Annotated in this window: 1 protein-coding gene; it reads right to left on the bottom strand. The window is 63.9% G+C overall.

What is annotated here, in order from left to right:
* On the bottom strand, positions 1-498 hold a 498-nt coding region (locus ACR6JA_RS22830; RefSeq protein WP_494599764.1), incomplete at both ends, for a zincin-like metallopeptidase domain-containing protein.

The following is a 498-nucleotide window of genomic DNA, read 5'->3' as shown; positions in this document are numbered from 1 at the left end:
TAGCGCGCATGGTTCTGCGGCTTGCCCTCGACGCCGAGCATTGAGGTAAGGAAGAATGACGCGATCTCAGCCCGAAGTTCCTCGCGCGCATAGTCCGGGCTGCCGAACTTCACTCGCTCGTTCGGCGCCTGGCGCCCCAAGCGGCTTCCATGCCCCGTCCAGTGCGCAAGCTCATGCAGCACCGTGGCATAGTAGTCGCCTTGGCTTTTAAACGAACTGCGAGGCGGCACGACGATTCTGTCAGCACCGCGCGTGTAGTACGCCGCGTTCTCGACAATACCGGCCCCACCCCGACTGACCGCTGCGTGCTCGATCTCGGCACCCGTGGCGGCAATCAGCTTTTCAGCCAAGTCGTTGGCCTGCCAGCTCTGCTCGCGCACCATCTCGGGCAAGCCCACCACGTCGGCCCCGTTGAACACGGCCGCATAGAAGACTCGGGGCTTCGTCCGCGCCCGCGCTTGCTCTTCGGTCTCATCATCCTCTGCAGATCGACCGTCG

The organism is Cedecea sp. B1(4) (genome assembly GCF_059414925.1).
The sequence above is the reverse complement of the archived record's forward strand: the minus strand, read 5'-3'. Positions and strand labels throughout refer to the sequence as shown.